Below are 19,859 nucleotides of genomic sequence, written 5' to 3' on the forward strand. Positions count from 1 at the left end.
CAGGGGCCCGGTGTTCATTAAAATTACTAAAATTTTGTCAAATATCCGTTGCAATTCGAAAATCATGGATTAATTCAAACATCTTGACTTGTATAAATCGAGCCATATAAACTGAGTAACACGTTGAAGAGATGTGAGTTTATAAATCAATGTTTATGCAGTCAACTAAACATTGTTCTATTGAATCTGTTTAGCACAATAAATAAACAAAATATAAATGGAGAAGACAGCATGCAATCGAAACAGCGCCGTAGATTCCTTGTGTACAGCACGACATTGGCCGGAAGCGGCTGGCTGGCCGCATGCGGAGATGGTCTCCAGAGCACGGATAGGGCGCTAGGGGAAGCGGGAGCAGGTGCGACACCCGCTGCACCCTCAGCGCCAGGGGCACCAGTGACACCCGGCACGCCAGGACCCGGCGCCATACCAGTATCGCCGCCCGCGAACCTCGCGGCATCGGGCGAGATCGCCGGGCAGTGGACGTTCATTGCCGCATCGGAACGTCCGACCCTCACGGGCGCGCAACTGGCAAGCGCCGCAGGCGCGCCCGGCATGTCGGCCGCGACGGTGCCCGGCACCGCGCTGACCAGCATGATCGCGAACGGCAAATACCCCGATCCGTTCTACGGCAAGATCGTCACCGATACGATTCCGGACACGCTGAAGGACACGAACTACTGGTACCGGACAACCTTCGCGACGCCGCCATTGCGGCCCGGCCAGCGCTTGTGGCTGCGCTTCGACGGCGTCAACTACATGGCCAGCATATGGCTCAATGGCGCGCTTGTCGGCACGCTCGAAGGCGCGTTCAAGCACGGCTATTTCGATGTGACGAAGCTCGTCGCGGCCACAGGCGGTGTCGCGTATCTCGCGGTCAGCGCGATCAAGCTCGACTTTTCGGAAGGGCCGTTGAAGCCGAGCTATGCGAGCGGCGTCACGCGAGGCGGCCGTAACGGCGGCCCGACCGGCGTCACGCTGAAGAACGGCCCGACGTTCTTCTGTACCGCCGGATGGGACTGGCTACCGACCATCCCCGACCGCGACCTCGGTATCTGGCAACCGGTGTCGTGGTTCACGACCGGCGCGGTACGCATCGCGGATCTGCTCGTAGACAGCACGCTCGCGGATGATCTGGGCAGTGCCGCGCTGCAACTCGATCTCTCGCTCGACAATCGCTCGGGCACGAACCTCGCCGCCACGGTGACCGGAAAAATCGGCGCGGACATCGCGTTCAGCCACGCGATCACGATCCCCGCAGCCGACCAGCCGACGACCATCACGCTGACATCGGCCGACGTGCCGCAACTGTCGCTGGCCAATCCAAAGTTGTGGTGGCCGAACGGCTATGGCGAGCCGAATCTGTACGCGGTGTCCGTATCGATTGCGCTGCAGGGACAGGTGTCCGATACGCGGAGCGTCAACATCGGCCTGCGCCGTATCGAGTATTCGCGCAACATCGGCTTCGGACCGCAGCTGAGCATCACCGTCAACAAGCTGCCCGTTCTCATCATGGGCGGAAACTGGGGGCTCGACGAAGCGCTCAAACGGATTCCGCGCGAACGGCTGTTCAATCAGGTCCGACTGCATCGCGACGCGAATCTGAATCTGATCCGCAACTGGAACGGACAGAGCACGAGTCGTGATTTTTTCGACGCCTGCGATACGTACGGGATTCTCGTCTGGCAGGACTTCTTCTATTCGACGGAAGGGCCGGCACCCGTCAACGTCACGCGCGATCTCGACAATATTCGCGACGTCATCGTCCATTACCGCAATCATCCGTCGGTCCTGCTATGGTGCGGCGGCAACGAGGGCTCGCCGCCGGCGGCGCTCGTCAGCGGACTCGACTCACTCGTCAAGACGCTCGATCCGCAGCGCCTGTGCCTGACGAGTTCCGCGGGCGACACCGGCACCGGTGCGGTGAACGGCTACTCGTCGGGCGGCCCGTACAACTGGGAGCCGCCGTCGGCCGCGTTCAGCCGCGGCTACGGTACGTCGAGTACGGCCTTCCACAACGAGGTCGGCTCGCACTCGATCCCGACGCTGGAATTCGTCGAGGCGATGTTGCCGTCTTCATCGTGGGAATGCCCCGACGATTTCTGGGCGGATCGCGATATCAACGGCAATGGGGCGTATCTGGCGGGACAGCAGGGCGGTGCGGGCTACATCGCGATGACCGGCGCGCGCTACGGTGCGATCGCCAATCTCGCCGACTTCGTCCGCAAGGCGCAGATGATGAACTATGAGTGCATCAGGTCGCTCTTTGAGGCGAATGCCGCCGTGATGATCGGACCCGCGACGGGCAAGATTACGTCGCCCGCGACCGGCGTGATCATGTGGATGACGAATCCCGCGCAACCGAGCTTCGTCTGGCAGATGTACAGCCACGATCTCGAACAGCACGCGTCGTTTTTCGCGGTTCAGCATGGTTGCCGCCGCATCAACGCAATTCTCGATGCACGTACGTTCGACGTAACGATTGCCAACCACACGGCGAAGGCGGTCTCGGGGAGCGTCGAGATGCGCGTGTACAACCTGGACAGCACACTGGCCGGGAAGGTCACGCAGAACATCGCGAGCGTTGCGCCGACGTCGTATCAGGTGGTCGCCAATCCTGGCACACAGATCGCTGCGGCGACATCCGACGTCTGCATCGTCACGCTCACGCTGCGCGGCGCGAGTGGCGCGACGGTTGCGGACAATCTCTACTGGTGCCAGAAGAATGGGCAGGATACGGACTACACGTCGCTCGACACGATGAAGGCTGCGGCTATTGCGATCAGCGCATCGGCGGCGGAACTCGACGATGTCACCACGCGTATTACCGCGAACGTACAGAACATCGGCAGTTCGATCGCGCTGATGACACACCTGCAATTGTTCGATTCGTCGAGCGGTCAGCGCATCCTGCCCGCCTTCTTCAGTGACAACTATCTGAACCTGGTGCCCGGCGCATCGACGCAGATCGTCATCGATGTGCCGCATGCGAAAGGCAAACCGGTGGCGGGCGCGGGGCTGCGTGTCGATGGCTGGAAGCTCGATCGTGTGAATTCGAAGCTTGGATTGAGCGGTATACCGGTGATCTTCAACGAGAGAGCGCTCGCGGTGACGAGCCCGGTTAGCACGTTTGGCAAATGCTAGCGCTAGCGCCGACACTCGCGCCAGAGCGCTCGCGGTGAGCAAATTCTCGAGCGGTTTGGGCTTACACTGCTAAGCCCTTATCCTTGGCGTTCACCAGAATCATGATCAAGTTCGCGCTGCTTGCCCTCGCGTTGTGCTCGACGTGTAGCTGGGGCGCCAGTCTTAAAGGCGGCGTTTATCGCGGGGACCTGGCCGGCCAGCCGGTCGTGATGTCGATCCAGCCGAAGGCCAACAGCGGGACGTACGCCGGAACCTACTTTTACGAGCGCTACGGCAACGATATCGGTATCGAAGGCACACCGGACCACCTGAGCGAGTTTCCGTTGCGCAAGGACGGCTCGAAAGGCAAGTCGACCGGCGTCTGGTCCGGCGCGGCGTCCGGTGACGCGTTTGCAGGTCAATGGAGAAATCCGGCTGGCAAGACGCTGTCCTTCCATTTGCAGCGCGTGAATGAACCGGCCGGTGTCGCGGGTGTCCCGGCAACCTCCGGCGATGATCTGTACTCCCAGTTGCGCGATGCTACTGGACCCCGCAAGGTCAGCCAGCCGGTAAACAAGCGCGGCGTGGGCTACGTCACGGTGACGGACGTGCGCACCGGCGTCAGCTCGCCGCACCTGGTTCATCTCGCCGATCAGGGCGCCATGCAGAAGGTGAACCAGGTACTCGATGGCGCATTCATGTCGCGCGTGCACGAGCAGAACGACTGCAATGCCAATGCGTATTCCAGTGACATCAATCGCGAGTCCAGTGCGTCGGCTTCCGTTACTTATCTGTCACCTACGCTACTGAGCGTCGAATGGACCGGCGAGGTCGATTGCGGCGGTGCACATCCGCAGTTCGTCTACGAGATACAGACGTTCGATCTTCTCACCGGGGCACCGCTCGATTTCAACAAGTTATTCGACGCGCTGACTTACACACCGGTTAGCGGCGACATCAACAGCAGCGATCCTGCTGTGCTGGCCGAGCAGATGCGCGCGCTTCGTGCGGGCTCCAGCTCCGGGATCTGGGGGCCAAGCCCGGCAATGTGGGCATTCATCGAACGAAACGCCAACCGCTATCGATTGAAAAACGAAGGGCAGGGCGATGACGATTCCGAGCAGGCGTGTATGGCGCTGTTGCAGAAGAGCTTCGGTCTGATATTCGAAGAGCCCGGCCGGCTTGCGTTTGCCGTGACCGATGCGCCGCATGCGGACGGCTACTGCCTGGGCGTTCAGCGGAGTGTGCCGTTTAGCGCGCTGACACCGCTGGAGAAACCGGCCGCGCGGCAATACCTCGGACTATGAGCCTGCGCTCTGTGCAGCGATCCGGATTCAGATAGGCGGAAGCGAAGTAATCGCCGCACGGATGGCACGCCGCAGCGCGCCGGCCCGTGCGCGATTCTGGCTGGCCACGGTACCGCCCGCGCGCCGCAGAGATTCCTGGTAGACCGCTTCGGTCCGCTCCGCGAACGTCTCCATCGAAAACTGCTGCTCGCTTTTAGTCCGCGCCGCCGCGCCGGCACGCGCGAGCTCCGGGCGGTTGTCGAGCAGGTGCGCGAGCAGTTGTGCCAGATGCGCGTGTCCGCGCGGCGGGACGATCCATCCGTCGACACCGGCGCTGATATTCTCCGGCAGGCCGCCGGCGTCCGAGACGATCATCGGTTTGCCCATCGCCATCATCTCCCGGCACGCGAACGACAGCGTTTCCCGTTGCGAGAGGACAAACCCGACATCGAAGGCGGTCACGAGCGAGCGGACGTCACGCAGCAGGCCCGCGTAAATCACCTGATCGGTCATGCCGAGTTCCGCGACTCGCGCGCGTTGTCGTTCATTGGGCAGGTGACCGGCCAGTGCGATGCGGATGCGCTTGCGTTGTGCTTCGGGCAGCAGCGCAACGGCGGCGACCATATCGATCCAGCTCTTGTTGTCGTCCATGCCCGCAGTGCTGCCTACGATCAGCGTATCGTCGGAAAGCTCGGGAAACCAGAATTGCCGGGTCCGGGTGACGGCGGAAGCTCTCGCGGGGATGAAACGCGAAAGGTCGACCCCATGATGAACCACCCGCATTGTCTTGCGGCCGTACACCGTTGGCGTCAGGAAGCGTCGCGTGTATTCGGAAACACAAATGACGGAGTCGGTTCCCAGCATTCCCTTGAGCCATGTACCAAGGCCGCTCGCGGGCAGGTCGTTGTGTTTCGTGAAGACGATGCGCGGGCGGTTTCTGGACATGCCGAGTGTTGCCAGGCCGGCGACGCGGTGATCGGCGGAACCGTTCACGTGCACGACATCGTAGCCATTCAATTCGATCAGACGACGCAACGCCAGTGCGGTACCGGTCATGCAGCCCAGCGTGTTGCGGAATGAGAAGTCGAAGGCCTCGACTCCAGGCATGTTGCGCGCGCTCTGATACAGCCGGCTCGAGCGCGGCGCGGCAACCGCCACCTGATGACGTCGGCTCAGCACGCGAACCAGATTGAGGATGTAGGTCGTATGACCGCCCCCATCCCCGCTATGAAAGTTTGTGTAGAGTATTTTCATGCACCCACCGCGCCGCGTACCGCACTCTTCAGTTGCTTGATGCCGTAGTACGCCGGTCCCCATACCGGGTGGCGATAGCGCCAGAGCTTGCTGGCCAGCCACTCGTCGCCCTTGCCGTTGTCCACCATGCGCTGTATCTGATGCCGGTCGCTACCGGGCGCGTTGAGGCGCACGTTGCGGGTCGTGTAGAGGTACTCGTATCCGGCGTCGATGGCCGCGCCGATGTAGTCGGTGTCGTAATAGCCTTCGGGCCAGCACAGGTGCTTCGATTCGATCCCCAGACGTTCGCGCAGGATCGATTTCGCGGTTTCGATGTCGGCGCCGATCATGGCGCGCTTGCTGCCCGTGTCATTGCAGGACAGATCCCAGCGACGATGGCTGTGCGTATGGCTATGGAACTCGAATGTGCCGGCCGCACGCATCGCCTCGATTTCGCTCCAGCGTACCGTTACGTCATCGGCGCGACCGGCCTCGATGAGACGTTCGCATTCTTCATGCGAGGGTGTCGTGTGCGCGGGGCGCTCGGCGAGCGAGCGGGCCGGACCGTCGTGAATACGCTCGGTCACGAGAAACATCAGCGCGTTGTGTCCGTAGCGGTTGAGGACGGGATGCGCGTGCAGATAGTTGTCGAGATACCCGTCGTCGAACGTCAGCAGGATCGACTTGTCCGGCATGCGTTCGCCGTGCAGATAACCGGCGAACTCGTCGGCTGTGAGCGTGACGTACCCGTTACTTGCCAGCCATTTCATCTGCGAGTCGAGACACGCCATGGAAATAGACAGCGGTCCACCCGTCGGAGAGACATGGTGGTAAGTCAGTACGGGTATAGGACGAGAAAATGATTCAAATGATCGCTTCATTGTTTATGCACACCGAGATACCGTGAACCGGTCATTTGTTTCTGTCCTGACCATTTTCAGGCCACGCTTTGCGCAACTGGAAACAGGTCCCCGTGCGCCATACCCAGGACACCGGATGTGGTCAGGTACGGAGCGTAATCGGACGCGCCGGTGTTGTTTGTCGCGATTTGTAGTGTTTTGTTGAAAGCTGAGTGAAATGACTGCCGGTGGCGGGTTTGTTTTGTCACACGGCGACGAATGCACATAAAAAAAGGCCGCCTGCAAGCAGGCGGCCGTACGATTTCACACAACATTTCAGGTCGTCGAACGTGACCTTGAAGGTGTCGATTCCCGCAGACTTTCTGGGGTTATCGACGACGTAACCGGGACCGGGTGGGCCGGTCCGAAGTCAACGCTTATTGCCGGTTCAGATACTGCTGAACGTCCTTCAGCGAGATCTTGCCGCTTCCCGCGGTATCGATCTGCGAGAAGTTCTTCGCGACGTAGTCAAGGCCGCTCGCCTGCGCCTGCGCTTTCGTCAGCGTGGCGCCGTTAGCGAGCGCACCGTTCGCGGCGAGACTCGTGGACAGGCGCATCTGCGCCTGACGCTGGAGGTCGGCGCCGGTCGTTTCGGAAGCGGGCGCGGCGACCGCTACACGTGGGAAGAACGGGCCGTCGACGCCGCCACCCTTGGGTGGGGTCGCCGTCGACACGGCTTGCAGCGGCACAGCGAACGCGCTGCTTGCAACGGCCGCAAGTGCCAGGAACGAAAGACTGCTGAACAAAAATTTATGCTTCGACATGGTGTTTCTCATCTAAAAAGGAGTCGCGCTCGCGTGCGACCAGCTGCACGCGAGCCCAGGCGTCGTCAACGGGCGGCGGCTTTTACAGTGGCTTTCATCGCAGCCACGGTGGTAGCCGTATTCGCGGGATGCTCGTCTGTCCACGGCGCCGACAGTTGCGCGAGCGATAGCGAAGCTGCAAGCGGCTTGTTCTGGTAGTACGACACGAGGTCGGCCTGCATCTTCGGTCGCGCGACGTTGTCCAGATAGATCATGTGGCCGCCCTGGTAGAACGTCAGCTGGATGTTCGGATTGAGCCCCGGAACGGTCTGCAACCGCGCCAGTTCCTTTTCCGTTTCGAAGTACGGCGTCGCGAGATCGTGATAGCCGTTTTCCGACAGCACCTTCAACTGCGGATTGAGCGTGAGCGCGGCGAGCAGATCGGGGATCGTGTCAGGTTGCGGCTGGCCGCCGTGACTGAAATTCCACACACCGATGATGTCGTCGTTCAGCAGCGAGAACGTCGCATTGGGTGCTGTGTAACCGAGGTAGCCCGGCATCTGCGTGGCGAGCGCATTCGTGAACGGCGTGTTGATCAGGATGTCCGACGGATCGTTGTCGCTGGCGAGACGCGGATCGCTGTTCGGCAGCACGACACGTCCGTCGTACCGGCCGATCGTCGAGCCGGGCACGAGCACCGTCTGCCCCGGCGACGCTTCCGTGTCGTAGTAGTACTGGAAGTAGCCGCTCAACGCCGCATTCGTCAAACCCGTCTGACCCGACCACGACGCAAGCGTCGCGGCATCGATCACCACCTGTGGGTTCGCCGTCGAGTACTGCACGATCTGTGCGTATTGACCGGTCACGAAGCTCTGGATCTGCTGGGTGTACGCGCCGAGATTGGTCGGCGACGGCGAGACCTGATTGAAATACGCAGCGACTGCCGCATAAGACGGGATCGAACCGGCAGACGTGTCGCCGGTCGAGGCCATGTAGTTCAGGATCGACGACTGCAGCACGATCCCGGTCAGATGGACGCCCGCGGATTCAAGCGACAGCGCGAGCATGTCCGTGCGCGGCGTACCGTACGATTCGCCGTACAGATAGATCGGCGAGCTCGCGCGGTTGTTGGCCGTCAGGTAGCGGCGGATGAAATCGCGCATCACGCTGACGTCCGGATCGGTGCCCCAGAACGTCTTGTTGGTGTTCGGCTGGATCGCTTCGGACAGACCTGTACCGGGCGGGTCGATGTACACGAGATCGGTCGTCCCGATCAGGCTTTCCTGGTTGTCGACGATCGGGAAATTGGGCCAACCGGTCAGCAGCGGGTCGGGTGTCGCGACGCGGGTCGGCGCAAACGAACCGAGGCGCAGCCAGACCGACGACGAACCCGGGCCGCCGTTGTAGACGAACGTGACGGGGCGCGGCGAACCATCCGTACTCGGCGCGGTGTACGCGACATAGGACATGCTCGCTTCCGCATTGCCGCCCGGATCGGACGCGGTCAGGTGACCCATCGTCGTCGTGTAGTTGACCGCGGTGCCATTGGCCGACCACTGGTGATGCATGACAGCCGCGTGTTCGTTGACTTGCGCCGCGGCGAGACCGTCGCCGGCTTTCGACGAGTAGGCGGTGTTGTCGACGAGCGGCTGGTCGGCCGGCGTGGTGATGTCGTCGTTACATCCGGTCAGTGCGAGCGCTGCCGTCAACGCAGCGACGCCAAGACCGATATGCGTAACGAGCCGGCGCGGATGGCGCTGGATCTGGCGAATGTTCGACGAACCCGTTAGTGACGGGTGTTGTGAATCGTGGGTGTCCTGCATCGCTTCTTTTCCTCCTCGTGAGAGTGCCGTGTCTGCCCAGCACGTTGGCGCAAGTCAATACGCGCCGGTGCGGGAGTCTCTCCGCGCAGCGGCTTCTTATATTTTTTAGTCAAGCTAATTAAACAGGCTCTACCTGTCACAACCGGAGTGCCGTGGCGGTCTGTTCCGCGCGGCGGTTAATGACGTAGAGAATTCGGGGGTCGTGCCGAATGGAGCGAGACAATATCACAGCGTTCGCAGCTCTTTGTCACATTCCACTGGTAAGGCGAGCGCGCTGAACGACGCCGGATTTGAAAGTCTTTTCGGCTCAGTGGGTTATCGCTTTTATGCCCAATCAACCTTACAGTTTCTAACCCGGTGCGGACGGGAAAACGGGTGGGTTGAGAAAAAAATAACTCGCGAGCGTGGCTGGCGATCTGCTGCGTTCCGGTGTGCTCAATACCCAAGCGAATTTCACGCCAATATCGTTTTCGGAGGCCGGGAAAATAGAAAGATCACGTGAAAGTCCTTGCTGCGATTACTCGTTGGGCTTTCAGACGGACTAGCTGAGAATCGCCGGATTGACAAACCTTCACTTATGCATTTCAATCGCTTCAAATCGCCGCTCGATGGCGGCTGTGAGACATTTGAAAGAAAATACCAAGCATTGCGATATGCCTGAGACGAGTTGACGAAAATAGTCCATCAATCCGTTTCTGAAAGGCAATATTCATATTCATGACATGCTCCACCAGACCGTCTGGTGCTGATACGGGTGCCCTTCGAAATTATTATCCGCGCAACGCAAAGGCAATTGTCGGTTGACTAAAACCGGGGCGGCGCACGCGCGCCGGTTTTAGATAATCCGCAATTTTTGCCGTTACCGATTTGAGCAGGGAGTAAATAATGACCGTCACGGTTACACCGTTATTCGATGCAGATTCCCCCGAGCCGGACAAGCGGACTGAAGACCTTTCGGCGTCGCTCGACGCCGTCGTGGCCGCTTCGTCCCCGGCGGTCGTGCCGGCAGCTCTGCCGAGCGAAGACGACATCACCAATCTGGGTGCGAGCAGCCGCAATACCTATGCAACGATCACGAGCAGCCTGCTGTCGCAGCACAAATCTGCCGATGCCGGCGAAATGGGCGCGAAGCTCACCGAACTGATCTCGACGGCCAAGGGGCTCGACCCCGAGCAGGCGAAGCATGGGCTAGTGGATAGGGCGGTCGGGTTCTTCAAAGGGCAGCGCGAACAGCTTCTCGCCCACATGCAGTCGGTCCAGGCGCGCATGAATACGCTCACCGAGCAGATGGACCGGATGGCTGCGGAACAACGCGATCGCATCCACACGCTCAATGATCTGCAGCAGGCCAACCTGCATCAGCATGAGCAGTTGCAGGTGGCCGTCCAGCAAGGGCAGACCTGGTTGCAGGCGATCGCCACGGCGCTGGCGGCGCCGCTCGATACGACCGATCCGTTCGCCGCGCAACAGCGCACTGCCATCCAGCACACCAATCAGCGGCTCGAAGTCGCCGTCAACGATTTGCAGAACGGCATGACGCTCGCGAAGCAGCAGGCGCTCGAAATCCAGCAGACGCAGGACAATGCGCGCGCGATTCTCGACGAATTCGAGCGGGCCAAGACGACGGTGATCCCGGCATTGACTTCGTTGCTGACGCAACAACTGATCCAGATCGAACAGAAGCACGCGCTGGCAACCGACGACATGCTGCGCTCCACGCTCGATGCCGCCATGCGCCAGTCGGCCCGGACGCTCGGCGAAAACACGGTGCAGGTGGCGACCTTGCAGCAAAAGTCGCTGATCAGCACGACGACGCTCGAAGATTGCCAGAAGATCCTCGAGGCGAGCGCCGACAAGGTGAAGCAGCTCGAGGAAGCCGGGCGTCAGCAGCGTATCGCTGACGGTCAGAAACGCACTGAGATCGAACAGCGGCTGCTCGCGCAGGTTTCGAATCCGCGGTGATCACTTAAGGATACTTTTCCACATGGCTGTCGATCTGCATAAAAAAGCCGAGCGCGCGGGTATTGTCCTGAAGAAGCAGGGCATCGCCAGTCCGCCAAGACTGCGCGTCGGTCTGATGATGGATATCTCGGGCTCGATGCGAGGGCTCTATAACGACGGGACCGTTCAGGAGGTCGTCAATCACGTGCTGGGACTTGCGATGGCGTTCGATCCCACGCACCGGCTCGATGTCTTCGTGTTCGACCACAAGTACGCGCAGTTGCCGTTGCCGGCGACGCCCGACAATTTCCACGATTACGTCGAGCGCCAGATCCTGACCGAAGACGAAATACCGAAGTTCGGCACGACGCGCTACTCGGGCGTGATCCACGCGTTTCAGGATCACTACTTCGGCCTCGATCCGAAACATCAGGAACACCGCCAGCACAAACCGGGCTTGCTCGGACGGCTCTTTCACCATCAGTCGGGCGCAGAGCCGCAGGTCGACCCGTCGCTCGCAAAGATTCCGGTGCTGGGGCTGCTGATTACCGACGGCGACAACGAGGACCATCGCGAATCGGAAGTGGCCATCCGGCGCTCGGAGGATTTCAACGTGTTCTGGTCGCTGGTCGGCGTGGGCGAGCATCGTTTCGAGTTTCTGCGGCGCATGGACCGCGAGTTCGAAGATTCCGAATTCGTCGATCTCGAGCACCTGAACATCTCGGACGAACAACTCTATGCGGAGCTAGTGAGTCCGAAGCTCGTGCAGTGGTTGAAGGGTCACCCGCCCATGTAACCGCGATAACCGCGATAACTGCCGTATCCGCAGGCACTCCAGAACCTACCCGGGACGTGCAAGGCTCGACACCTCCCGCAGGACACCAGAGTCATTTCTATATGGAATTCGAACGTGATTAACCTGCAAAAAAACCAGGGCATCAACCTCTCGAAGGATCATGCCCACGTGCGGCGCTTTCTCGTGGACACGAAGTGGGACGTCAATGCGGCGGCACAAAGCCGTCTCGACCAGTTCGAGGTCAACGTCAGCGCCTTCCTGCTCAATCACAAGACCGGCAAGCCGCTGGCCGCCCGCGACGAAGACTTCGTGTTCTACAACAACCGTCAGGACCCGACCGGCGCGGTCGTGCATCGCCCGGACGACTGGCAGGACGGCGACGATGCGATGACGCTCGACCTCGACATCCTGGCTGCGCAGAATCCCGGTGTCGACGAAGTGTCGCTGATCGTCGAGATCTACGAAGGCCTGAAGCGCAGGCAGAATTTCGGCCACATCAATCACACGACCGCGGTCATTAACGATGCCGATACGAAGACGCCGATCGCGCAGTTCCGCCTGACCGAAGACGATGCGACCTATACGGCTGTACAGATGGGCTCGTTCGTGCGCGAAAACGGCGACTGGCATTTCAAGGCCATCGGCACCGGCTACAATAAGGGCCTTGCCGCATTCCTGAGCGCCTATGGCCTGCAGGCCGCAGACGAGGAATAAGCGAGCCATCAACGAGTTGCACATGCAACGAGCGGTGCCGTCCAGACGGGCGGCACCGCTGCTTTGCGCAGCTGACCCGATCAGGACGACGTCGTGGATCCCAAACCCTTGTTCGATGAAGAGGAGCCGCTCAAACCGGAGCCGCTTTTCGGGGATACGGGGTCGGCCACGGTAACGCCGCTGCCGCTTGAATTTCCCGACGCACCGGCGGCGGCGCCACAGTCGTCAACCCAACCGCAAACGTCGCAAGCACCGCAAGTTGCGGCGCTTGATCTGTCCGGTACGCCGGACCCAGCGCCGGCTCGCTCATTTGCACCGGACCTTGCACTCGACCTTGGTCCCGACACACCGACACCGGCACCGGTGACGGCGTCGCCCATGACCGCCACCGCCAGCGCCGCGATTCCCATCGACGAGCATCCCAGCATCGCGCAGGCGATGGTACGCGGTACGGAAAAGTTTCCGGACGTGATGCGCGACTACGGCTATCTGGTGAGAAACAACCTCAACCGGATCGTGCCGCTCGATTTCCGCACGCTCACCGATTTCGGCAGCGATACCTTGTCGCGCGCAGCGGATCTGATCGGGCAGGTCGTGAAGGTCAGTCAGAGCCTGCACGATCTCGGCGCGGAAGATCTGATCAAGGACATCCTCGACAGGGCGGGGAACGCCGGCAAACACAAATCGATGCTGAACCTGCTGGTCAGCCACACGTTCGATCCTCAAGCCGCGATGCTGCAACTGACGGACATCGCCCAGGCGATCCGGCAGTCGCTTACCCAGGTCGACACGATCGACGATCTGCTCTCGCGCGTGCGGATGACGCTGACGGTCGAAACGGCCACGATCGGGATCGTCGACGACATGGCCGATCGCGGCACGATGGGCGACATGCTGGCACGCAAGGCCAGCGCGATGACGACGTCGCTGCAGGAAGTGGACATGGCGATACGGCAGGCCGCGAACATTCGCAGGCAGGCCGAAGAATGGGTGATGCGCTGTGACGAAGTGAGAACGCTGACGCTGCCTGCAATGGGCTTTCGCAGCAGTTTAGGGTAAAGGCGTTTTTAACGGGGCTTCGGGCGATAAGGGCTAGGCATCGTTCGATCCGAATATGAAGAAGACAGGCGGCACATGCTCGCCGACGAGAACCGGGAAATATAACAAATGGGCTTGCTGCGCTTTCTGTTGATGTTGCCGATCCGGATCGTTGCCGGCCTGATGCATCTGCTCGGCTGGGTGCTTCGTCCCATTGTGGGTAAGGTGTCGTGGTCCGCGCCGGCCTGGTTGCCGGTGTCCGTGGCGTTCACGAAGCGGCGGCCCTGGCATGTCGGCGGCGGTGCGCTCGCTGTCATCGTGCTCGCACTGGCAAGCTGGTTTGGCTGGCAGTGGTATCAGCATCGTCCGAAACCGGTCGAACCCGAGCACATCACCTTCAGCGTGAAGGCGCCGCCGGTCACCCGCTATGTCGGCGATGACGGCACGCCGAAGATCACGATCTCGCCGCTCGAGATCGACATGTCGCATTCCGCGGCGCCCATCGAGCTGGTCGGCAAACCGGTCGTCAAGGGCATCACGATGAAGCCGGCGCTCAAGGGCGACTGGATCTGGGTGGACGACCACACGCTGCGTTTCACCCCGGCCGCCGACTGGCCCGTCGGCGTGCATGTCACGGTGACGTTCGACATCGCTCAGGTATTCGCACCGCACGTGCTGATGGCCGACGACCACATCGATTTCGACGTGCAGGCGTTCACGGCAACGATCGGCTCCGGCGAGTTCTATCAGGACCCGCGCATCGAGACCGCGAAGAAAACCATCATCCCGATCAGCTTCAACTACCCGGTCGATGCCGCGCAGTTCGAAAAGCGCATCGCACTGGGACTGGTCGGCCGCGATGGCAAGTCGTCACCGCTGCGCTACACCGTGGTGTACGACGCGGCGAAGCTGAATGCATGGATACATTCGGAGCCGCTCAGCCTGCCGCACGACGACACATCGGTGGCGCTCACGCTCGACAAGGGCCTGCGCAGTTCGCGCGGCGGCGATGGCACGAAGGATCCGCTGCAGACATCCGTGCGCGTGCCGGGTCTGTACAGCCTCACGGTCAGCAATATTGCGCCGACGCTCGTCGACAACGATCGCTATGAACCTGAGCAGGTGCTGCTGACGGAGATCAGCAACCCGGTGCAGGGTGCGGATCTGAGTAGCCGCGTGAAGGCCTGGGTATTGCCGAAGCGCAACCCCAAGGTCGAACAATCCGACGACGACCCGCCGTACGAATGGGGGCCGTCGGAAGTCAGCGAAACCGTTCTGCGTCAATCGAAGCCGCTCGCACTCGCGCTGGTGCCGACCGAAGACGACTACGCAGCGCTGCAAAGCTTCAAGTACCACGCCGATCCGGGGCAACGCGTTTACGTCCAGGTGGGAGCCGGCCTGAAGGGCTTCGGCGGATATCTGCTCGGCGGTCCGGTGACGCAGGCCTTTACGGTGCCGCCTTATCCGAAGTTGTTGCGCTTTATGGCCAACGGCTCGCTGCTGTCGTTGACCGGTAGCAAGCAGGTGTCGGTCGTGTCGCGCAATCTGCCGGGAATGAAGCTGGAAATCGGCCGCGTGCTGCCGGGCCAGTTGCAGCATCTGGTGAGCTTCAATCAGGGGACGTATTCGCAACCGCAGCTCTCGTATAACTTCAGTGAAGACCACATCGTCGAGCGCTTCGACCAGAAACGCGTGTTCCCGGCCGCGGACCCCGGCAAGGCGCACTACGAAGGGATCGATCTCGGCCAGTATCTGAAGAGCGGCAAGCGCGGGGTCTTCCTGCTGCATCTGTCGGGCTACGACCCGGTGGCGGAAAAGAAGAAAGCGGACGCGGCTGCAAAGGCGAAAGCTGACAGCGACTCGCAAGGGGCCGACAGCTCGGACAGCGCCGATTCGGATAACGCCGATAGCGCGGACAGTTCCAGCAACTCCGACAGCGGCGATAGCGACGACAGCGCAATGCCCACCGACACCCGCATGATCGTGGTGACCGACCTCGGCATGCTCGTGAAGAAAGGGCTGGACGGCAGTCAGGACGTCTTCATCCAGTCGATCAGCACCGGTCAGCCGGTTAGCGGTGCCAGCGTTTCGGTGCTCGCCGTGAACGGCCAGGCGCTCTACACGCAGACAACAGCCGCAGACGGCATGGTGCATTTCCCGGCGCTCAAGGGGCTCGACCGCGACAAGCGCCCCGAGCTATACACCGTGCAGAAGGATGACGACCTGTCGTTCCTGCCGGTCGCCGGTCAGGACCGGCAACTGGACTTCTCGCGCTTTGACGTGGGCGGCGAACGCAATCCGACGAGCCAGGGGCAGCTGTCCGCCTATCTGTTCTCCGATCGGGGCATCTACCGTCCGGGCGACCTGTTCCATATCGGCACGATCGTGCGCGCGGCAAACTGGACGCGTAGCCCGGCCGGCATTCCGCTGCAGGCGGAGATCGTGGACCCGCGCGGCATCACGGTGAAGACGCAGCCGGTTTCCGTCGATGCGTCGGGCTTTAGCGAGCTGCAATATACGACGACCGACACGGCGCCGACCGGTGCGTGGACGGTGAACCTCTACATCGTCAAGGACGGCAAGGTGACCGACGACCCGATCGGCTCGACCACCGTGCAGGTCAAGGAATTCCTGCCCGACCGCATGAAGGTCGAGGCAAAGTTGTCGCAGCAGGTCGCGGACGGCTGGGTCAAACCGGATGGGCTGAAAGGGATTGTCGATGCACAGAACCTGTTCGGCACACCGGCCGCCGATCGGCGTGTCGAAGCTTCGCTGACATTGCGCCCGGTGTGGCCGACGTTCCGCAGCTGGCAGGGGTATTACTTCTTCGATGTACGGCGCGCGAAAGAGGGCTACACGACGACGTTGCAGGACGGCAAGACCGATGACAAAGGCCACGCGGAATTCGATCTCGATCTGAAGAAGTACGCCGATGCGACGTATCAGCTGTATTTCCTGACCAAAGCCTACGAGGCCGACGGCGGCCGTAACGTCGCGGCTAACGCGCAGACGCTTGTATCGAGCAACAACTGGCTCGTCGGCTACAAGAGCGTCGACGATCTCAGCTACGTGCAACGAGGCAGTCCACGCACGGTGAAACTGATCGCCATCGACCCTCACGCGAAAGCGATCGAGCTGAAGGACCTGCGCGCGCAACTGGTCGAGCGTCGCTACATCTCGGTGCTGACGAAGCAGGATTCGGGCGTCTACAAGTACGACTCGCGTCTGAAGGAAGTGCCGGTCGACGACAAGCCGCTGACGATCCCCGCTGCCGGCCTCGACTACACGCTGCCGACCGACAAACCCGGCGACTACGCGCTGCTGATCCGTACGGCGGACGGCACCGAAGTCAACCGCGTGCAGTTCTCGGTAGCGGGCCAGGCCAATGTATCGCGCTCGCTCGATCGCAACGCGGAACTGCAGATCAATCTGAGCAAGACGGACTACGCACCTGGAGAAACCGTCGACGTCGCGATCCGCGCGCCTTATGCGGGGAGCGGCTTGATCACGATCGAACGCGACAAGGTCTACGCACATGCGTGGTTCCGTGCGAGCACGACCAGTTCGGTCCAGCACATCACGGTGCCGGCGGGTTTCGAGGGCAACGGCTACATCAACGTGCAGTACGTACGCGATCCGTCGTCCGACGAGATATTCATGAGCCCGCTTAGTTACGGCGTCGTGCCTTTCTCGGTAAATGTGGATGCGCGGCGCAATGCGTTGACGGTGGATAGCCCCGCGCTCGTCAAACCCGGCCAGACGGTGACGTTCAATCTGCATTCGGCTCATCCCGCCAAAGTCGTGGTGTTCGCGGTGGACGAAGGCATTCTGCAGGTCGCGGGCTACAAGCTCGGCGATCCGCTCAAGTACTTCTTCCGCAAACGGATGCTCGAAGTCGGTACGTCGCAGATTCTCGACCTGATCCTGCCTGACTTCGCCAAACTGATGCAGGCGGCCGCACCGGGCGGCGATGCTAACGACGCGATCGGCCGGCAACTGAATCCGTTCAAACGCAAACGCGACAAGCCAGTGGTGTACTGGTCGGGGATCGTCGACGTCGATGGCGACAAGACCTTCAGCTACACCGTGCCCGATTATTTCAACGGCAAGCTGCGGGTAATGGCGGTAGCGGTGTCGCCGGATCTCGTCGGCACGTTCGAAGGCTCGACGATCGTGCGCGGCGACTTCGTGCTGTCGCCGAACGTACCGACCACGCTGGCCCCCGGCGACGAGGCGGAGGTCAGCGTTGGCGTTGCGAACAATCTGACCGGCGGTGGCGACAAGCCGGTACCGGTTGCAGTCGCGCTGAAGACAGGCCCGCAGTTGCAGGTGCTCGGTGCGGCGGTGCAGAGCGTGAACCTTGCGTCGATGCATGAAGGTGTCGTGACATTCCGCGTCAAGGCGACCGACAAACCCGGTTCGGGCAATCTGACTTTCGGCGCACGGTATGGCGACAAGTCCGCCGTGCAGAGCGTCGATCTGTCGGTGCGCCCCGCGGCGCCGTTCCGCACCGAAGTCGACGTCGCGCGTGTCGACCCAGGGATGAAATCGAATCTACCGAATCTGCGCAACATGTACGACGCTTACTCGTCGCGCGAGGCGAGTATTTCGACCGTGCCGGTCGTACTGTCGGAAGCGTTGACGTCGTATCTGGTCAACCTTCAGAACTACTGCAGCGAGCAACTCGTCAGTGCCGCGGTGCCGCGTCTGATCGCGCAGAACTGGCCAACGCTGCCGTCGCTCTCGAGCGCGTTGCAGCCGCGCCTCGCCGATGCTCCGATCACGAACGACGCTGCGCTCGCGCAGTTCCTCGACGTGTTGCGCTCGCGGCAGAACGCGCAGGGCGGCTTCGGTGTCTGGACCGCGACGCCGGACGCTGATCCGTTCATTTCGGCTTATGCGATGAACGTGCTGATCGATGCGCGCGACCGTGGCATGGCGGTGCCGAAGGACATGATCGATGCGGGCAATCAGTACCTGCAGAAACTCGCCGCCGACGACAGCCTCGAGTCGCTCGATCTGATCCGGCAACGCGCCTACGCGGTGTATCTGCTAACCCGGCAAGGCAACGTAACGACCAACAGCCTCGCGGCCGTGCAGAAGCGCTTGCAGGAGGCATTCCCGAATGACTGGAAGAACGATCTCGCCGCCGCGTGGCTGGCCGCGTCGTATGAGTTGCTCAAACAGGACAAGGCAGCCAGTCAATTGATTGCCGGACCACAGCGGCTGATCGAGCGCAAGCCTAAAGACGACGCTTATGCGTACGGCTATTACATCGACCCGTTGACGCGCGACGCCAGCGTGCTTTATCTGCTGGCGAAACACTTCCCGGATCGCGCCCACAACCTGTCGCCGAACGTGATGGAGAACATCTCGAGACCGCTTGCGGACAATCAGTTCAATACGCTTTCGTCGGCGATGACGATCATGGCGCTCGACGCTTACGCGAGTTCGAATGCGATCGGCCTCGACAAGCTGGAGATCGACGAACTCCATGCCGACGGCAGCGCAAAAGACATTTCGTCGATCGAAGCCAACCTGTGGCGAGCGGGAACCTGGAGCAAGGCGGCGACCCAGTTGCGCTTTGTTAACGGTGGGCCGCTGCCTGCCTGGCGCATCGCGACCCAGTCCGGTTACGACCGCGGCGCGCCGGACAAGGCGATCAAGAACGGGCTCGAAATCGTGCGCGAATATACCGGTACGGACGGCAAGCCACTCGACAAGGTCACGACCGGTCAGGAAATCGATGTGCATGTGAAGATCCGTGCGACCGGCGACAAGGGCGTCGGCAATGTCGCGATCGTCGATCTGTTGCCGGGCGGGTTCGATCCGGTGCTGTCGTCGCCGCCTGCGCCGGACGCGCAGGACAGCAGCGCTGCGCAAGCCCAGCAGGGGGACAGCGGCAATACCGACAACACGGACAACTCGGGTGATCAGTCCTCGCAGGGGGACGATAGCGGGGCAAGCGCTGCTGCCGCGTCGGCGCCGGCGTGGCGCTCGCCGGTCGGTCTGGCGACATCGACATGGAAGCCGGAGTACGCCGATATTCGCGAGGATCGTGTCGTGATCTACGGTACGGCGACGCCGGATGTGCGCGAGTTCGTCTACCGGATCAAGGCAAGCAATGCCGGGCGTTACATCGTTCCGCCCGCATACGGCGAGTCGATGTACGACCGCCGCGTGCAGGCGAGGTCGCCGGGCGGGGCAACGCTCACGGTCGTCGCGCCCACACCCTGACCGACATGCGGCGTGCGGGGTGTCGACGA

The 19,859-nt window shown here is 61.4% G+C and carries 11 protein-coding genes; 7 read left to right on the forward strand and 4 right to left on the reverse strand.

The features are described 5' to 3' along the window. Positions 1–231 precede the first annotated feature (231 nt). Positions 232–3,141, forward strand: coding sequence for a sugar-binding domain-containing protein (locus M0D65_RS09760; protein WP_266252474.1), 2,910 nt, complete (start codon positions 232–234; stop codon positions 3,139–3,141). Between the two features lie 101 nt (positions 3,142–3,242). Beyond that, positions 3,243–4,427: a hypothetical protein gene (locus M0D65_RS09765; RefSeq protein WP_266252475.1), complete on the forward strand. Its 1,185-nt coding sequence runs from the start codon at positions 3,243–3,245 to the stop codon at positions 4,425–4,427. Between the two features lie 27 nt (positions 4,428–4,454). Here the strand turns inward: M0D65_RS09765 and M0D65_RS09770 are convergent, their stop codons facing one another. The 4 genes from M0D65_RS09770 to M0D65_RS09785 all read right to left on the reverse strand — a co-directional run bounded on the left by M0D65_RS09770 (position 4,455) and on the right by M0D65_RS09785 (position 9,104). Beyond that, positions 4,455–5,660, reverse strand: coding sequence for a glycosyltransferase (locus M0D65_RS09770; protein ID WP_266252476.1), 1,206 nt, complete (start codon positions 5,658–5,660; stop codon positions 4,455–4,457). Next, positions 5,657–6,409 carry a polysaccharide deacetylase family protein gene (locus M0D65_RS09775; protein WP_266252477.1) on the reverse strand — a complete coding sequence of 251 codons (753 nt, stop codon included), beginning with the start codon at positions 6,407–6,409 and terminating at the stop codon, positions 5,657–5,659. The genes M0D65_RS09770 and M0D65_RS09775 overlap by 4 nt, the downstream gene beginning before the upstream one ends. Positions 6,410–6,915: 506 nt before the next feature. Next, positions 6,916–7,302 (reverse strand): hypothetical protein, encoded by a 387-nt coding sequence (locus M0D65_RS09780; RefSeq protein ID WP_266252478.1) that lies wholly within the window; start codon positions 7,300–7,302, stop codon positions 6,916–6,918. A 65-nt stretch (positions 7,303–7,367) separates the two neighbouring features. Then, positions 7,368–9,104: a peptidase S10 gene (locus M0D65_RS09785; protein ID WP_266252479.1), complete on the reverse strand. Its 1,737-nt coding sequence runs from the start codon at positions 9,102–9,104 to the stop codon at positions 7,368–7,370. Positions 9,105–9,989: 885 nt separating this feature from the next. On the opposite strand from M0D65_RS09785, the gene M0D65_RS09790 reads away from it, so the two are divergent. The 5 genes from M0D65_RS09790 to M0D65_RS09810 all read left to right on the forward strand — a co-directional run bounded on the left by M0D65_RS09790 (position 9,990) and on the right by M0D65_RS09810 (position 19,830). After that, positions 9,990–11,066: a toxic anion resistance protein gene (locus M0D65_RS09790; protein WP_266252480.1), complete on the forward strand. Its 1,077-nt coding sequence runs from the start codon at positions 9,990–9,992 to the stop codon at positions 11,064–11,066. A 22-nt stretch (positions 11,067–11,088) separates the two neighbouring features. Beyond that, on the forward strand, positions 11,089–11,841 hold the full coding sequence (locus M0D65_RS09795) for a VWA domain-containing protein (protein ID WP_266252481.1): 753 nt from the start codon (positions 11,089–11,091) through the stop codon (positions 11,839–11,841). A 114-nt stretch (positions 11,842–11,955) separates the two neighbouring features. After that, positions 11,956–12,555: a TerD family protein gene (locus tag M0D65_RS09800; protein ID WP_170275720.1), complete on the forward strand. Its 600-nt coding sequence runs from the start codon at positions 11,956–11,958 to the stop codon at positions 12,553–12,555. 93 nt (positions 12,556–12,648) lie between these two features. After that, the gene (locus tag M0D65_RS09805; protein WP_266252482.1) at positions 12,649–13,614 is read left to right on the forward strand and encodes a hypothetical protein; all 966 of its coding nucleotides are present in this window, start codon (positions 12,649–12,651) and stop codon (positions 13,612–13,614) included. A 108-nt stretch (positions 13,615–13,722) separates the two neighbouring features. Continuing rightward, positions 13,723–19,830 (forward strand): MG2 domain-containing protein, encoded by a 6,108-nt coding sequence (locus M0D65_RS09810; RefSeq protein ID WP_266252483.1) that lies wholly within the window; start codon positions 13,723–13,725, stop codon positions 19,828–19,830. The last annotated feature ends 29 nt before the right edge of the window (positions 19,831–19,859 follow it).

Origin of the sequence: Paraburkholderia sp. CHISQ3 (assembly GCF_030464945.1) — a bacterium.
In the GTDB taxonomy this organism is placed as follows: Bacteria; Pseudomonadota; Gammaproteobacteria; order Burkholderiales; family Burkholderiaceae; genus Paraburkholderia; species Paraburkholderia megapolitana.

Excerpts from the sequence above, each read along its gene's own strand:
- M0D65_RS09795 (WP_266252481.1), top strand. The coding sequence starts at position 11,089 with ATGGCTGTCGATCTGCATAAAAAAGCCGAGCGCGCGGGTATTGTCCTG.
- M0D65_RS09810 (WP_266252483.1), top strand. The coding sequence starts at position 13,723 with ATGGGCTTGCTGCGCTTTCTGTTGATGTTGCCGATCCGGATCGTTGCC.
- M0D65_RS09760 (WP_266252474.1), top strand. The coding sequence starts at position 232 with ATGCAATCGAAACAGCGCCGTAGATTCCTTGTGTACAGCACGACATTG.
- M0D65_RS09790 (WP_266252480.1), top strand. The coding sequence starts at position 9,990 with ATGACCGTCACGGTTACACCGTTATTCGATGCAGATTCCCCCGAGCCG.
- M0D65_RS09775 (WP_266252477.1), bottom strand. The coding sequence starts at position 6,409 with ATGAAATGGCTGGCAAGTAACGGGTACGTCACGCTCACAGCCGACGAG.
- M0D65_RS09780 (WP_266252478.1), bottom strand. The coding sequence starts at position 7,302 with ATGTCGAAGCATAAATTTTTGTTCAGCAGTCTTTCGTTCCTGGCACTT.
- M0D65_RS09770 (WP_266252476.1), bottom strand. The coding sequence starts at position 5,660 with ATGAAAATACTCTACACAAACTTTCATAGCGGGGATGGGGGCGGTCAT.
- M0D65_RS09765 (WP_266252475.1), top strand. The coding sequence starts at position 3,243 with ATGATCAAGTTCGCGCTGCTTGCCCTCGCGTTGTGCTCGACGTGTAGC.
- M0D65_RS09785 (WP_266252479.1), bottom strand. The coding sequence starts at position 9,104 with ATGCAGGACACCCACGATTCACAACACCCGTCACTAACGGGTTCGTCG.